We start from the raw sequence: 15,573 nt of genomic DNA on the forward strand, positions 1-15,573 counted from the left end.
GTTATTTGCCCTCGATGGGCTAAGCGCTGCAGCTAATCTATGATAAAGAGCAAGGAGCAATTTGCATTACTCACAATAATTTATTCTATCACAATGGCGGACAGGTTGCAATATCCCCAGCCACAACCAATAAAAAAATCCGAATGAAGAAACATGATCATGTTCTTCACTCGAATTTTATGTAGCATTGAATGAATAATAACTCACTAATTTTACTTTTTCATTGTAAATTCATGGTCCCTTTTCCCAAATAATTTTTCCTCAATTCGATTATAGATTCCAATGATCCAATTAAAAATAGGTTCTAAATATCGACTCAAGGACATAATGATCATCGTGACAAGCAAAGCAATCACTGCACCTGCTAGTACATCTGTTGGGTAATGGACACCGATGTACAGTCGGGAAATTGCCATAAAGACAGCCATAAATAGCAGAATACTCCCCCACCTTTTCTGCCTCCAAAACAAGGCAATCGCTAATGCAAAAGCACCACCTGAATGATTACTTGGAAATGAAGGATCGGTCTCTAATTTATCGCTTAAAAAATTCACATCATGATTCACAAATGGTCGTGGCCTAAAATACATCCATTCAATTATTTTATTGACGCCAAGTGTGAAAATCGCAATCGTAAAAGCAAATAAAACAATTTGTCGATTTGTATTTTTATTTTTTGTTGGTACAAACCATAGAAAGATAAAAACGAGTCCAAAAAGAATTGGTCCAAATTTAGAAAAGTAAATAATGAACTGATCTAACCAATGACTTTGACCAGCAAGCTGATTGACTAATTTAAACAACTGATAATCGATATTCATGCTGTTCCCCTTCTCTAATAATCAAGAAATTTCTCATTTTGATTTTCCATTATACCATAGTGAGAAAAGGCATTGGGCATTTTCCATAAAAAAACTCGGTGAGTTTTATCCTCACCGAGTCTTTGTTAAAATTCTTCTTCATCCTCGTTTTCGTACGCTTCTAAAGAGGGATTATATAATCGATCGACATCTGGTTCTTCTGCAAATTCTGTTGCAAAGTCAGTATTTCTAAAAGCTGACTCATTCCCCTCTACAGCATCTTCATCAAAGAAATAGACAATACTTCCAAGTCCCGCAAGGCCAACTAAAGTATAGACAATTCGGGAAAGACCTGCAGCCTGTCCACCAAAGATCGCAGCGACTAAATCAAACTGGAATAAACCAATTAGCCCCCAATTTATGGCTCCTATAATGACTAATGCTAGCGCAATCCGCTTTAACGTTGTCATGTAAGCACACCTCTTTTATGCCAAATTGAATCAATTATTTGATTCCAGTTTATTATTTGTCTGGCGAGGTGGTTTTATACATAGATATTATCTCCTTGACTTTTCTTAGACAAAACGAAATTTATTATTGTCCAGCAACGTCACGTTTGGCAAAGAATATCCATGATAACAATAGAAAGACGACATAATACACAATCAAAATCGTTATAGAAAAGCCTAGAGACATTCCTTCTGCGATTGGCGATCCTCCATTTTCAAAATAAGGCTTCAAATTTGTATTTGAAAACAGAATGTATTTAGACCAACTATACTTAGAGAAGAAGGCGACAATCGAGTTACCTGTGAACATAAGGAATACGGCTACTCCAATCGCCAATGTTCCGTTGCGGAAAACCGCCGAAATCATGAATGCAAAGGTCGCCATCATAACTAGATTGACGATTTTGAAACCATAGCCGGAAGCAATCTCTTTAATAACATTTAAATGTGTAAAATCGGGATTATCAGAAAAGATGTCCGTTGGAACAATTATTTCGGGATTTAGTCCTTCCACCCCGAATATGAGCGCACCAATAATCCATGAGAAAATAAACACGAATAGTAATGTCAAAAGCGCAAACAATAACACCGATATATATTTAGACAACAGGATTTGCGTACGCGAAATAGGACGGATTAATAGCAGCTTAATCGTGCCCCATCTGAATTCCTGTGCAACAATTCCCGCTGCAACAATAATTGTAAATAGACTAACAAGCGAGAGAAGAAGTTCATTGTCCTTAACAAATTGCCAAGCACCGTATTGGGTCGGCTGAATGTCATTTTCTAGGTAATAGTTATTCTTGGCCACCCTGCTCATGTCCGGTCCGACAATAAAGGCGTCTTCATTTTCCTCAAGTTTTTTCTGGTATTCTTCGTTTTCTTTTTCCAGTTGTTTATTTTCATCTTGCATTACTTCACGCCAGTTATCTTGTTGGTATTTATCTTCAAGATCACCAACTGTCTTTGTCATCACACCTAAACCAATAATGATAACTGCCATAAAGATATACATAATCCATGTTGACTTGCGTATGTATACTTTGAATTCTTCGTTAAATACTAGTCTGAAAAATCTACTCAATGATGTTCTCCCCAATCAAATTAAAGAATTTATCTTCCAGGGAGTCGTTGGATATGTTGACCTGGTAGACATGAATGTCATTGGCAATGAGCGTCTTAACGACATTAGGCACATCCGATTTTTCACATTTGAAGATGATTTGGCCATCTCTGGTACTTGTCTCAAATTCAAATTCTCTTTTAAGCACCTGAAGTGTTTCATTGGTAGGTTCAGATTCAACCATGATTTGCTTGAGATGTTGGTCCTCATGGTCACGTACATATTCTGTTGCAATCAATTCACCATTTTTGATGATGCCGATCCGATCACACATGAGTTCTATTTCAGATAAAAGGTGGCTGGATATAATTACGGCAACCCCTTCTTCCTCAGCAAGCTTACGAATATATTGACGGATTTCACGGATACCGGCAGGATCAAGTCCGTTTGTCGGTTCATCAAGGATAAGTATGGAAGGTCTGTGAAGTAGAGCTTGAGCAATACCAAGTCGTTGCCGCATACCAAGTGAATATCTCCCCACTTTTTCCTTAATTGGCTTTTCCATACCGAGCAATTTGACGACTTCCCATATGCGCTCTTCTGTAATACCAGGGATCATTCGGGCAAAATGACGCAAATTCTGCAATCCACTCATAAATTGATAAAGTTCGGGATTTTCAACAATCGCACCAACATGACGCACAGCTTCATTGAAATCAGTCTTAATACTGCTGCCACAGATCCGAATGTCCCCTTTCGACAGCTTCATTAGACCAACGATCATGCGGATTGTCGTCGTCTTACCAGCACCATTTGGTCCAAGAAAACCAAACACTTCTCCTTTGTTGACAGTAAATGAAAGATTATTAATAATTTTCCTTTTTCCGATGGTTTTCTCTACATTGATTAATTCCATCGCTGTTTCAGCCATATACAGATTCCCCACTTTCTGTTCATTACATATACGTTTAAGAGGCAGCTAAAGTTTCAATTCACATAAAATTTAGTCACTATAGGAAACATAACCATTACTTCAAATCGTGAGACTTCATCTTATCTAGTTCCCTTTTTCTACTTTTTTTGAGAGTTTCTCTACCTGATGTCCAAATTGAAAGTAAAATAACTGTTCCTAACGTTAGGATAAACCAAAAATCTTTCTCACCAACTACTCCCCCTCCAAATCTCAGATACATCATTAAGGCAACAAAACATACTGGTAACACTGCACCCCAAAATGCCTTCTCTCTTGTTGATAGAAAATGCTGAACAACCAATGTTAAAATTGATAATAATGAATTAATAAGCCACCCCACTATAAGCGTTCCTTTTCTTTTTTATATTTTTCTATAATTAATTTCGCTTCTTCCAAATTAATCCGATCATCAATCGATAGCTGTTTAATGAATTTTATAAAATCCTCATTATCAGTAGCATCATTTAATTTTATTTTTTCAATCAATCTATCCAATTTAATCCTCACTGTTGGATAAGAAACTCCATAAATTTTTGCGATCTCTTTTAGAGAACCTGAATTCATCACAAATTTCTTAATGAATTCCACATCCTCCTCATCTAAAGATAAGATCCAATTTGGCACATCTTTAATATCCATTTAGTCACCTCTCCTCACTCAATGTATAAATTTACTTTAACATAAATATAATAAAAGTTAAAGTTTAGTTTAACTTTTATTAAAAATCGAGGATCTGACTATTGGTTACAAGCAAATAACCTGGTTAATAAAAGGCAAAAAACGCCTTTCATTTGAAAAATGAAGAACGTTTAATTTCTTATTGTCAAATTTCAAAAGGTGAACTAGTTGATTATAGTGGAAGGCGCAAACTCTTGGTGATTAGTGTGACAGGTGAGCTCTCACAATAGCGACCTATAACTAAAAGGGGGCTACGCGTACAAAAGAAGCTTCATTAACGGAGATTTGGTGCGTAGGAGGTTCTACGCGCACAAATGCAGCTTCATTAACGGAAATTTGGTGCGTAGGAGGTTCTACGTGCACAAATGCAGCTTCATTAACGGAAATTTGGTGCGTAGATGGTTCTACGTGCACAAATGCAGCTTCATTAACGGAAATTTGGTGCGTAGGAGGTTCTACGCGCACAAATGCAGCTTCATTAACGGAGATTTGGTGCGTAGATGGTTCTACGTGCACAAATGCAACTTCATTAACGGAGATTTGGTGCGTAGGAGGTTCTACGTGCACAAATGCAACTTCATTAACGGAATTTTGGTGCGTAGGAGGTTCTACGCGCACAAATGCAGCTTCATTAACGGAATTTTGGTGCGTAGGAGGTTCTACGCGCACAAATGCAGCTTCATTAACGGAATTTTGGTGCGTAGGAGGTTCTACGCGCACAAATGCAGCTTCATTAACGGAGATTTGGTGCGTAGGAGGGGCTATGCGCACAAAAACGGGTTGAGAGGCTATAAATCAAAGACTAAATACGCGCCTGTCCTGACGCTTCTTTGTGACACACCCTGGAGGCTCACTGCACGCCCCCGGAAAGCGCAACGATTTTACAAGGCTATATTATCATTTATATTGAACAGGGGCTTTTTTACAAAAGAAATTATGAAATGGACTCAAAGATTACCCAATAAAAAAAGAGTACCCGTTAGGATACCCTTATACATTAAATCGGAAATGAATAACATCCCCGTCTTTGACGAGGTACTCTTTTCCCTCAAGTCTTACTTTTCCAGCTTCTCTCGCTGCTGTCATAGAGCCCCCTGCTAATAAATCTTCGTAGGAAACTGTTTCTGCACGGATAAACCCTCTTTCAAAGTCGGTATGTATGACTCCTGCACATTGGGGAGCCTTCATTCCCTTTTTGAATGTCCATGCGCGCACTTCTTGAACTCCAGCAGTAAAGTAAGTAGCTAGACCTAAAAGATTATAGGTAGCACGAATCAATTTATCAAGGCCTGACTCATCAATTCCTAATTCTTCTAGGAACATCGCTTTTTCATCGTCATCTAGTTCAGCCATCTCTTCTTCAATTTGTGCACAAATTACAATCACTTCTGCTTGATCTTCTTTCGCAAACGCCTTTACTTTCTGCACATATTCATTATGTTCAGGATCTTGAATATCATCCTCATTCACATTGGCCACATATAAAACAGGCTTACTTGTCAAGAGATGAAGACCTTTGACAAGTTTCATTTGTTCCTCTGTAAACTCGATCGATCTAGCAGGTTTCTCTGCTTCAAATGCCTCTTTTAATTTGGATAGAGCTGCAAATTCTATAACGGCTTCTTTATCCTTTTGTTTCGCCAATTTTTCCACTCGACCAATTCGTTTGTCAACTGTTTCTAAATCGGCAAGAATTAATTCAAGATTGATCGTTTCTATATCGTCAATTGGGTCCACTTTGCCTGATACGTGGGTGATATCCTCACTGTCAAAGCAACGAACTACATGGCAAATAGCATCAACTTGACGAATATGGGAGAGAAACTTATTACCAAGTCCCTCGCCTTTACTTGCACCTTTCACGATCCCAGCTATATCCGTAAATTCAAAGGCAGTAGGTACAGTCTTTTTAGGTTGTACAAGCTCTGTTAATTTTTGTAAACGAATATCAGGAACCTCTACAATTCCAACATTCGGATCAATTGTACAAAATGGGTAATTGGCAGCTTCTGCCCCTGCCTTAGTAATTGCATTAAATAAGGTAGATTTCCCGACATTCGGTAAACCTACAATCCCTGCTGTAAGGGCCATTGTTGTCACTCCTCTTTTAACTTGTCCATTCTATCGACTACCATAAAGGTTGTCTTTACTATTTCATTCATTACCATTATAGAGAGTCCTTTTTTAAAAAACAATTTCATCATACATTATATGATTGACCAAGCTGTGTGAAAACGCTCGTCGACCAAGAGGACAGACAAGCGAGCTAAACAGCGCAGTAGGTATGTGTTTGTTCACAGTCTAAAGCATGAGGCTATTCCTCATGCTTTTCTACGATCTTTTTCATCTTTCTCATGAATTCGCGTCGAGGCAGCATAACACTATGGCCACATCCCTCACACTTTATGCGAATATCCATTCCCATCCGAATGATTTTCCAACGGTTGGTGCCACATGGATGTTGCTTTTTCATTTCCACTACATCATGAAGATTGAATTCTTTTTTTTCCAATTTCTTTCCCCCTGATGAATATTTTATAATATTTTAGCAAAAGTGTATTGAAATGAACAGCTTCCTTATGATTTTTCACTTTCAATGTATAGAAAGAATATCTCTTCCGTATAATGGTACTGATTGCGAAAAGCGGAAGGCGGTAGTTTAGGGGCGACAAGTAAATGTTCCCTTCCTAGGTGCAGCTCGATCCCCTACCGCCTGTAGCTAGACACACCTACATTGATTACCAAATCAATCCCAAGGAAAAGGAGCTACCGGCATGAGAGAAGAAGCTTTCCTCCATATATCCAAACAAAGGGAAATTCATATTCATCATACAGATCCACTGTCTACAAAATCTATTGCCGATGGGATGGTAGATTTACTTCCTCTTTATCAGCGTTCCCCGATTATCCTTGTATGTATTGGGACAGATCGTTCAACAGGTGATTCTTTAGGCCCTTTAACAGGCAGTTTTCTTCAAGAAGCTAACTTAACCCATTTCCATGTGTATGGGACATTGGATGAACCGGTCCATGCCGTAAACCTCCAGGAAAAGTTGGAAGCTATTCAAACTCAATACACCAATCCCTTTATAATTGGCATTGACGCCTGTTTAGGGAGAATGAAGAATATCGGAATGATTAAAGTTGGTGCGGGACCTGTTAAGCCTGGTGCAGGTGTAAAGAAGGAGCTACCTCATGTTGGTCATATGCATATGACAGGCATTGTTAATGTCAGTGGCTATATGGAATTCTTTGTTCTACAAAATACACGGCTTAACTTAGTCATGAATATGGCTAAACAACTGGCTTCAGCCATTATTCAGGCAGATCAGATCTATACTGAGCAAAAAGGCTCGTCATCCCGTCAATGGGATATGTCGGAGGAAAATTTATTATAACTCACTAGCTTTATTTTCCTCCCCTTTAATTAGTTTTTTTCTAATAAATGTAAAATTCTTTCTAAATCTTCTGCTGATAAAAATTCAATTTCAATTTTACCCTTTTTCTTGTTTCTCTTGATTGTAACGGTTGTTCCAAACTTTTCCCGTAAATTATTTTCACTTTCAACAAGGAAAACATCCTTTTTGGGTCTTTCCTTTTTTGTTTCACGTGGAACATTTTGGTTGATTTGCTGAACTAGTTGCTCAAGCTGCCTTACATTCAGTCCCTCTTTTACAGTCTTTTCCGCAATTGCTTCAATTTTTTCTTTTCTTTTTAGTCCTAATAAAGTGCGCCCATGTCCCATGGAAAGCTTCCCTTCCACAATATGGTTTTGAATATTTTCTGGCAAGCTTAAAAGGCGAATATGGTTGGCAATATATGGGCGGCTTTTCCCTAACCTTTTGGCCAAATCTTCTTGTGTAAAGTCTAGTTTTTCCATTAAGGTTTGATAAGCGAGCGCCTCTTCAATGGGCGTTAGATCTTCCCTTTGTAAATTTTCAAGTACAGCCAATTCCATCATTTGCTGATCTGTAAATTCTTTGACAACAGCCGGAATAGTTTTTAGCTTTGCTGCTTTAGAAGCGCGAAAACGGCGCTCCCCTACAACAATTTCATATCCCTTAATATTTTTACGAACAATAATCGGTTGTAATACACCATGTTGTTTGATCGATTCTTTTAATTCCGAAATTGCCTCTTCTGAAAATACCTTTCTAGGTTGATAAGGATTGGGCTTAATTTCCATTAATTCAATTTCTCGTACTGTTTCCTCTTCATTAACTTCTACATTTGTAAATAAAGCATTAATCCCTTTCCCAAGACCTTTAGCCATTTTCAGCCACTTCCTTTGCAAGATCTAAGTAAACCTCTGCTCCCCGTGATTTTGGGTCATATAGAATGATAGGTTCTCCATGACTCGGTGCTTCACTTAACCGAATATTACGTGGAATAATGGTTTGATATACTTTATTTTGGAAATACTTCTTCACTTCTTGAATGACCTGGAGTCCTAGATTTGTGCGTGCATCCAACATTGTTAACAACACGCCTTCAATCATCAATTCATTGTTTAAATGCTTTTGTACTAAACGGACTGTATTTAATAACTGACTCAAACCTTCTAAAGCATAATACTCACATTGAACAGGGATGATCACTGAATCGGATGCTGTTAAAGCATTTAATGTGAGTAATCCAAGGGATGGAGGACAATCAATTAAAATATAATCATATTCATCCTTTACTTGATCTACTGCTCTTTTCAATCGTACCTCTCTTGAAATAGTTGGTACTAATTCAACTTCAGCTCCCGCTAATTGAATCGTTGATGGGACTGCAAATAACCTTTCTACAGCTGTTTGCTTAATGACCGTCTTCATATCAACATCATCAACAAGCACGTCATAGACACATTGCTGTACATCCCCTTTATCAATTCCTGAACCACTGGTTGCATTCCCTTGTGGATCTATATCTATAAGTAAAACCTTTTTTCCTATATAGGCTAAACAAGCACCAAGATTAACTGAGGTGGTCGTTTTTCCGACGCCTCCCTTTTGGTTCGCTATGGAAATAATCTTTCCCAACGATTTCACCTGCCTTTTTCGTTCAAAATTGACTCATGTATTCTATTTTAACAAAAAACTCTACTAAAAACTCTTTGTAAGAAAAAAAGTTTTAAAAGAACAAAAGCGCAAGCGCCTGGTTAGCCCCGACAAGCAAATGTTCTGAGCCAATAAAAGTCCGTTTTTTATTGGCTCAGGTTATTAAGCGGAACATCAGCTAAGTTCGCGCCGTCCTGGCGCAACACCGATGGACTCACATCCTGCGAGCCTCGAGGGGCTAGGCGCTGGAGCCGGATACCGACCGCCATATAAACTAGTTAGCAACAAGCTAATTTTTTTATGACTTCGCTAAATCAAAAAAAAGAGAAACTTATTAGCTTCTCCGTTTACCTTAGTTTAGTAGGATTTCACTAAAAGAAAGTCCCCTTTACTTTTTAGCACCCTTTTTAGGGATTTTAATAGTTATTTGATAGTATTCGTCAAAATCTTCTTCCTCTGAATCTAAATTGATGCCACTATCTGTGACCATGGAAAGAGATTGACGGATTGTGTTAACCGCAATTCTCATATCTTTACTAATTGCTTTTCGCCTTGTTTTAGGTTTCTCTTTTTGTGTGAGCATTTTTACCACTTGCTCTTCCGTCTGTTTTACATTTAAATTTTTTTCGATCACCAAATTCATAACTTGGATCTGTTTTTCGACGTCCTTCAGTGGAATAAGTGCTCGAGCATGCCGCTCCGTGATTTTCTTCTGTAAAAGGCCTTCTTGAATTTCTTCTGGCAGCTTTAATAAACGTAATTTATTTGCTACAGTGGATTGTCCTTTTCCTAAGCGTTGAGCTAATGCTTCTTGTGTTAAATTATGAATATCTAATAACTTTCCATAGGCAATCGCCTCTTCAATGGGTGTCAATTCTTCACGCTGTAAATTTTCAATTAATGCAACAGAGGCTGTTTCTGTATCATTTAAATTTTTTATAATGGCAGGCACTTCTGCCCATTCAAGGCTCTGAATGGCTCGATAACGCCGCTCTCCTGCAATAATTTCAAACTGATCGTCTTCTATCTCTCTGACGACAATCGGTTGAATCATGCCATGTGTTCGTATTGTTCTTGCTAATTCTTCAATTTTTTCCTCATTAAAGATTGTTCTCGGCTGAAACCGATTTGGGACAATTTTTATCGTGGGGATATTTCGTACTTCTTCTTTTTCTTCTATTTCTTCGTCCATCTCTTCTTTATCTATTGGTAATTCTTTATCCCCCATACCAAACAAACGAGAAAAAGGATGCTTCATCCTTCGACACCACCTTATAGAAACTCCCTTACAGCTGATCCCCCATAAGCCAAGGCTGTATGGGTCTATTTCTTAGCAGCTTTTGAAGGGCTGTTATGAACGCTTTTTTCTCACATAAAGCGGACTTTAATCCTCCTTAATAAGGAGCACAGATTAATTTCGCAATTTCCTATTGGCAGGCTTAGTATGGCGACGTCCTGTCGCTTTGCCTGTACTAGTTCGCAACACCTTTGTGACCTGCCTGAATCAGCCCGGGATTTGACTTTCAATTAAATCCAGATAAATGTCACTATACCATATCATTCTATCTTTTTTGGACATTTCCTGCTTTCTTCCCCTATTCTAAAGGCATTTTATTTGGAGTTCCAGGTTTCCTTGGGTACTTTTTTGGTGTGGTTTTTATTTTATCAATCACAATAATGCTCCGCTCACTTTTTTCGATCGGTAATTCAAATGAATGGATAGCGATTGTTTTTCCCCCTAATTGTTTAATCGCTTTTTCTGCCACTTGGAGCTCCTCTTCCGCATTGGCTGCCTTCATTGCAACAAAGCGCCCGCCTTGTTTGACAAGCGGCAAACATAATTCGCTTAACACAGACATCCTTGCTACAGCTCTTGCCATTACCATATCATATTGAGCACGGAATGATTGATTTTGAGCAAAGGTCTCAGCTCGATCATGATAGAAATATGTATGTTCCAAATGTAGCTCTGCCGATAGATGCTCTAAAAAGCGTATTCTTTTTTGTAAAGAGTCAACAATCGTAATGTTCAGCTCGGGAAAACAAATTTTTAAAGGAATACTAGGAAAACCAGCTCCTGCCCCTACATCACAAATACGGATGGGCCCTTTAAAGTCCATAAAGAAAGCGGCACTAATCGAATCATAAAAATGCTTTAAGTAAACTTCCTCCCGATCTGTGATCGCCGTTAGATTCATTTTATCATTCCATTCAACCAATATTTCAAAATATTGCTCGAATTGATTAAGCTGAAGGGAATTTAGTTGAATCCCCTTTGACGCCAACATACTGACAAATTGATCCACATTCATATCAATTCATTCCTTATCTATTAGGCCTGATCCTAACACTAATTAAATTTATTTCCTATCTTTCAAGATATAGGCTGGAACGCACTGACCACCTGATGTGTTAGACGTTCCAACCTTTAATAGCTTTGTTATTGTGCCGCATTCTCTGCTATTTTTGCAATTTTCCCTTGTTCAATATAAACGAGCAAAATCGAAATATCAGAAGGATTGACTCCTGAAATACGCGAAGCTTGGGCAATGGATAACGGGCGAACCTTCATTAGTTTTTGCCGTGCTTCTGTCGCAATTCCATTAATGGCTTCATAATTAATCTGTTCTGGAATCTTCTTATTTTCTAACTTTTTTAGCTTTTCTACTTGCTGTAGTGATTTTTCAATATAGCCTTCATATTTAAGTTGAATTTCAACCTGTTCAATCACATGTTTTGGTAGCTCTTCTTCTAATGGTATCAATTCAATGACCTTTTGATAAGACATTTCTGGACGTTTGACCAAATCTGCTGCTCGAATACCATCTTTTAAAGGACTTCCGCCTGCTTCCTGAATCACGGCTTGTGTCTTTTCATTTGGTTTAATAATCGTTGAACGGAATCGTTTGATCTCCGCAGCAATCGCTGATTTCTTATTGATAAATGTTTCATAGCGCTCCTCAGGGATAAGACCAATTTGATGACCTAACTCTGTTAAACGGAGATCTGCGTTATCATGACGAAGCAATAGACGATACTCCGCTCTTGATGTCAGGAGTCTGTATGGCTCATTCGTTCCTTTTGTCACTAAATCATCAATAAGGACACCAATATAAGCGTCCGAGCGACTTAAAATGACCTCATCTTTTCCAAGCACCCGCCTTGCTGCGTTAATACCAGCCATAATTCCCTGAGCGGCCGCTTCTTCATATCCAGATGTCCCATTAATTTGACCAGCTGTATAAAGATTTTTAATCTTTTTTGTTTCTAATGTTGGCCACAATTGTGTTGGTACAAGGGCATCATACTCAATCGCATAGCCCGGACGCATCATTTTAGCATTTTCTAATCCAGGCACAGTTGTAATTAATTGATGCTGCACTTCCTCAGGAAGACTAGTAGATAAACCTTGGACATAGACTTCATTTGTATGTCTGCCTTCAGGTTCTAGGAAGATTTGATGTCTCGGTTTATCGTTAAAACGAACTACTTTATCCTCAATCGATGGGCAATAACGGGCACCCGTTCCCTTAATCATACCGGAAAACATTGGAGAACGATGCAAGTTTTCATCAATCAACTGATGCGTTTGTAAATTCGTATACGTTAGCCAGCATGGCAACTGATCTGTTATAAATTTCGTTGTTTCATAGCTAAAGGCTCGGGGTTCTTCATCCCCAGGTTGGATCTCTGTTTTACTATAATCAATGGTTTTGCTATTAATCCGTGGTGGTGTTCCTGTTTTAAAACGCTCCATTTCAAAACCAAGCTCTTGTAAATATTCTGCCAGTTTAATCGATGGCTTTTGATTATTTGGACCACTTGAATATTTCAATTCTCCTAAAATAATTTCACCACGTAGGAAAGTACCTGTCGTAATCACGACAGTTTTTCCTCGGAATATCGCACCTGTATGAGTGACAATCCCTTTACATACACCATCTTCCAAAACTAGCTCATCCACCATGGCTTGAAGCAAGGTAAGATTTGGTTCACTTTCTAATGTATTTTTCATTTCTTGTTGGTATAGCGTCTTATCTGCTTGTGCTCGTAAAGCTTGCACTGCCGGGCCTTTTCCTGTATTTAACATTCTCATTTGAATATATGTTTTATCTATATTTTTAGCCATTTCTCCGCCAAGTGCATCGATTTCTCGGACGACAACCCCTTTAGCTGGTCCCCCAATAGAAGGGTTGCAGGGCATGAATGCGATCATATCAAGATTCAGTGTCAGCATGAGTGTTTTTGCACCCATTCTGGCAGCCGCCAGACCCGCTTCACATCCGGCATGGCCTGCTCCGATCACAATGACATCATATTGGCCTGCCTCATAATGTTGCATATCATTTAATCCTCCTTAGTATTTGTGATTGATCTATTTTAACAGTAAACATTAAGTCTTAAAAATTTTATTCCCAACATAAGGCTGCTAGTTACTGGTCAAAACGGGCGCTAAATAGGCGCCTATGCTTTTCTTTTTGTCTAACTGCTAGCAAACTTTCGGTGCCTTCCTACGATAAGTCAACATCGGCTCATCCTTCGCCGTGTTTCCTTTATCTCGTCGAAAGTCTTTAAATTTGTATGTCGCTAAACAGGCGCCTTCGCTTTTCTTTTTGTCTAGCTCCGGCGCCTAGCGACTAGCAAATTTACGTCTTTCTCCTACGATAAGTCAACATCGGCTCATCCTTCGCCGTGTTTCCTTTATCTCGTCGAAAGTCTTTAAATGTGTACGTCGCTAAACAGGCGCCTTCGCTTTTCTTTATTTCCCTAAGCAAAATTGGGAGAAGAGTTGGTTGAGTAGGCTTTCTTCTACGGTGTCGCCGATGATTTCGCCTAGTAGGTCCCATGTACGCGTGAGATCAATTTGGATGATGTCAATCGGCGTGCCTATGTCAATCCCTGTCAGTACATCTTCGATTGCCTGTAATGCTTGGTTTAAGAGGGCGATATGACGACTGTTAGATACATACGTCATATCGCCTGCTTCTACATGCCCTTGGAAGAACATTTCCGCAATGGCTTGTTCTAATGTATCGATTCCTTCATCCTCTAATAAAGATGTAGTCACAAACGGATAATCATTTGCTAGTTTCCTTACCTCATCCAAATCGATTTTTTGTGGTAAGTCTGTTTTATTTGCAATCACAATGACGTCCATTCCTTCTACTGCTTTAAACAATTGCCGATCTTCTTCAGTAAAATCTTCTGCTGAATTTACAACGAATAATATTAGATCAGCCTTTTTTAATACTTGCCGCGATCTTTCTACACCCATTCTCTCGACGATATCCTCTGTTTCTCGAATCCCAGCGGTATCCACTAACCTCAAAGGAACGCCGCGAATATTGACATATTCCTCTATCACGTCTCTTGTCGTTCCCGGGATATCCGTCACAATCGCCTTGTTTTCCTGAACAAGACTATTTAGTAAAGAAGATTTTCCTACATTCGGTCTCCCGATAATGACAGTCGATAATCCTTCTCGTAGAATTTTCCCTTGATGTGAAGTTTGGAGAACACTCTGGAGCTGATCTCGAATATAGGTAGCCTTCTCTAACAATAATCGATGCGTCATTTCTTCGACATCATCGTATTCTGGATAATCAATGTTTACCTCCACATGAGCTACAACTTCCAAGATTTCTTGACGTAGCGTGGAGACTAATTGCGATAAGCGGCCTTCCATTTGACCTAATGCTACGTTCATCGCCCGATCTGTCTTTGCTCTTATTAAATCCATAACGGCCTCTGCTTGAGATAAATCGATCCGTCCATTTAAAAAGGCACGTTTTGTAAATTCTCCTGGTTCTGCCAATCTTGCCCCAGTCGTCAACACGAGCTCTAGGACACGATTAACCGATACGATTCCACCATGACAATTGATCTCTACAACATCTTCTCGTGTGAACGTCTTAGGTGCCTTCATCACACTAACCATGACTTCCTCTACCAATTCATTTGATTTTGGATCTACAATTGACCCATAATGAATTGTGTGGGAAGGTACTTCTGCTAGTTTCTTCTTCCCCCCTGCGGAGAATAGTTGATCGGCTATTTTGATCGCATCTTCCCCGCTTAGACGAACAATCGCAATTGCGCCCTCTCCCATTGGTGTGGAAATCGCTGCAATCGTATCAAACTCCATTTATCACACCTCTTTTCTACCTCTTACTTCTTTTAGAGGATGTTCAAAAGGTCCGATAAAAATGACACAGCGAATTTCCTCGTTGGCTTGCCTTTACGCTGCTCATGTATCTAAATGCATACATTCCGCTGCTCAGGGCTTCGCCGCCTCGAACTTCTTGGTCCTTTTTATCCTCCTTTTTGAACACGCACTTTATAAAAAAATCGCATATCCCATGCGCTACTCTTACTAAAAATGTTTTCCCCAAATAACTAGAATAGCAAATTTTTGTTATCCACAAAAGTTTTTTATTATTCGAACAAAAAACTATCCACAGAATAAAAAACACTCTATTCTTTATTTTAACTTATCCACATGTGA

Annotated in this window: 15 protein-coding genes; 1 reads left to right on the top strand and 14 read right to left on the bottom strand. The window is 38.9% G+C overall.

Annotated features, from left to right (window positions below; all coding sequences use genetic code 11):
• Positions 1-212: 212 nt before the first annotated feature.
• From IPU53_RS18010 to IPU53_RS18045, 8 genes are all read right to left on the bottom strand, one after another.
• Positions 213-821 (bottom strand): phosphatase PAP2 family protein, encoded by a 609-nt coding sequence (locus IPU53_RS18010; RefSeq protein ID WP_207452394.1) that lies wholly within the window; start codon positions 819-821, stop codon positions 213-215.
• Between the two features lie 125 nt (positions 822-946).
• Positions 947-1,270, bottom strand: coding sequence for a DUF378 domain-containing protein (locus IPU53_RS18015; protein WP_207452395.1), 324 nt, complete (start codon positions 1,268-1,270; stop codon positions 947-949).
• 124 nt (positions 1,271-1,394) lie between these two features.
• Positions 1,395-2,393, bottom strand: a complete 999-nt coding sequence (locus IPU53_RS18020) for an ABC transporter permease (protein WP_207452396.1) — start codon at positions 2,391-2,393, stop codon at positions 1,395-1,397.
• Complete coding sequence (locus tag IPU53_RS18025) at positions 2,386-3,303, bottom strand: ABC transporter ATP-binding protein (RefSeq protein WP_207452397.1); 918 nt, start codon at positions 3,301-3,303, stop codon at positions 2,386-2,388. Before IPU53_RS18025 ends, IPU53_RS18020 begins: the two co-directional genes overlap by 8 nt.
• 97 nt (positions 3,304-3,400) lie before the next feature.
• Positions 3,401-3,685: a hypothetical protein gene (locus tag IPU53_RS18030; protein WP_207452398.1), complete on the bottom strand. Its 285-nt coding sequence runs from the start codon at positions 3,683-3,685 to the stop codon at positions 3,401-3,403.
• Positions 3,685-3,984, bottom strand: coding sequence for a DUF2089 family protein (locus tag IPU53_RS18035; protein WP_207452399.1), 300 nt, complete (start codon positions 3,982-3,984; stop codon positions 3,685-3,687). Before IPU53_RS18035 ends, IPU53_RS18030 begins: the two co-directional genes overlap by 1 nt.
• Before the next feature lie 1,029 nt (positions 3,985-5,013).
• Positions 5,014-6,114, bottom strand: a complete 1,101-nt coding sequence (gene ychF, locus IPU53_RS18040; RefSeq protein ID WP_207452400.1) for a redox-regulated ATPase YchF — start codon at positions 6,112-6,114, stop codon at positions 5,014-5,016.
• Between the two features lie 223 nt (positions 6,115-6,337).
• Positions 6,338-6,535: a DUF951 domain-containing protein gene (locus IPU53_RS18045; RefSeq protein WP_207452401.1), complete on the bottom strand. Its 198-nt coding sequence runs from the start codon at positions 6,533-6,535 to the stop codon at positions 6,338-6,340.
• Positions 6,536-6,797: 262 nt separating this feature from the next.
• Between IPU53_RS18045 and yyaC the strand changes: the two genes are divergently transcribed.
• On the top strand, positions 6,798-7,421 hold the full coding sequence (yyaC, locus tag IPU53_RS18050; RefSeq protein ID WP_207452402.1) for a spore protease YyaC: 624 nt from the start codon (positions 6,798-6,800) through the stop codon (positions 7,419-7,421).
• A 29-nt stretch (positions 7,422-7,450) separates the two neighbouring features.
• On the opposite strand, the gene IPU53_RS18055 is transcribed toward yyaC, so the two are convergent.
• From IPU53_RS18055 to mnmE, 6 genes are all read right to left on the bottom strand, one after another.
• Positions 7,451-8,296, bottom strand: coding sequence for a ParB/RepB/Spo0J family partition protein (locus IPU53_RS18055; RefSeq protein WP_207452403.1), 846 nt, complete (start codon positions 8,294-8,296; stop codon positions 7,451-7,453).
• Entirely contained in the window at positions 8,289-9,050 is a 762-nt protein-coding gene (locus IPU53_RS18060) for a ParA family protein (protein WP_207452404.1), read from the bottom strand. The genes IPU53_RS18055 and IPU53_RS18060 overlap by 8 nt, the downstream gene beginning before the upstream one ends.
• A 406-nt stretch (positions 9,051-9,456) precedes the next feature.
• Positions 9,457-10,326 (bottom strand): nucleoid occlusion protein, encoded by an 870-nt coding sequence (gene noc / locus IPU53_RS18065; RefSeq protein ID WP_207452405.1) that lies wholly within the window; start codon positions 10,324-10,326, stop codon positions 9,457-9,459.
• A 337-nt stretch (positions 10,327-10,663) separates the two neighbouring features.
• Positions 10,664-11,380, bottom strand: coding sequence for a 16S rRNA (guanine(527)-N(7))-methyltransferase RsmG (gene rsmG / locus IPU53_RS18070; protein WP_207452406.1), 717 nt, complete (start codon positions 11,378-11,380; stop codon positions 10,664-10,666).
• A gap of 128 nt (positions 11,381-11,508) precedes the next feature.
• Positions 11,509-13,410 carry a tRNA uridine-5-carboxymethylaminomethyl(34) synthesis enzyme MnmG gene (mnmG, locus tag IPU53_RS18075; protein ID WP_207452407.1) on the bottom strand — a complete coding sequence of 634 codons (1,902 nt, stop codon included), beginning with the start codon at positions 13,408-13,410 and terminating at the stop codon, positions 11,509-11,511.
• A 417-nt stretch (positions 13,411-13,827) separates the two neighbouring features.
• Complete coding sequence (gene mnmE, locus IPU53_RS18080) at positions 13,828-15,213, bottom strand: tRNA uridine-5-carboxymethylaminomethyl(34) synthesis GTPase MnmE (protein ID WP_207452408.1); 1,386 nt, start codon at positions 15,211-15,213, stop codon at positions 13,828-13,830.
• Between the last annotated feature and the right edge of the window lie 360 nt (positions 15,214-15,573).

Source organism: Bacillus sp. SD088, from assembly GCF_017355205.1.
Lineage (GTDB): Bacteria > Bacillota > Bacilli > Bacillales > Bacillaceae_C > Lederbergia.